This window comes from Sphingomonas sp. CCH15-F11, from assembly GCF_001557005.1.
In the GTDB taxonomy this organism is placed as follows: Bacteria; Pseudomonadota; Alphaproteobacteria; order Sphingomonadales; family Sphingomonadaceae; genus Sphingomonas.
Genome location: NZ_LSKG01000172.1, coordinates 1 through 499 on the forward strand (window position 1 = coordinate 1; position 499 = coordinate 499).

The 499-nt window shown below is 75.4% G+C and carries 1 protein-coding gene; it reads right to left on the reverse strand.

Features of this window, described 5'->3' with window-relative positions; translation table 11 throughout:
* A partial coding sequence (locus tag AX709_RS17210; protein WP_197432049.1) for an alpha/beta hydrolase occupies window positions 1-499 on the reverse strand: 499 nt, incomplete at both ends.

Sequence of the window (499 nt, forward strand, 5' to 3'; positions counted from 1 at the left end):
GTCGATCATCAGGCGGGCGCGGGCGGTCATGCTGCGCGGGGCGTCTTCGACCAGGCCGGGTAGCAGGCGCGCGCCCCATTCATCGGCCAGGCCCGATGCGCGGGCCGCGCCATCGGCCGCAACAACGATCGCCGGGAAGGGTAGCGGGCAGGCGGGCGAGGCAAAGCCGTCGCGCAGCGCCGCGCGCGTCATGGGGCCGCTCGCCCGGCGATCGTCCGGCTCGATCAGGATCGCGCCGGCGACGCGCTCGACATAGCTGGCGGGCGACAGGCGGCTCCACCAGGCGGCGGCGAGGCACGCCGCGCCATTGGCGATCAGCACCGCGGAATCGTCCACGTCCTGCACCAGCCGGTCGAGCGCGGTGGCGAAGCGGTTGCGGCTGGCGCGATCCGCGCTGCTGAGCGGCAGGACCGCCGCGCCGCGCATCCCGATCAGCCGGGCCATCGCCGCCGGGGCCGCGCCATCGACCAGCGCGATGAAGGAATAGGGCGGGGCAGGC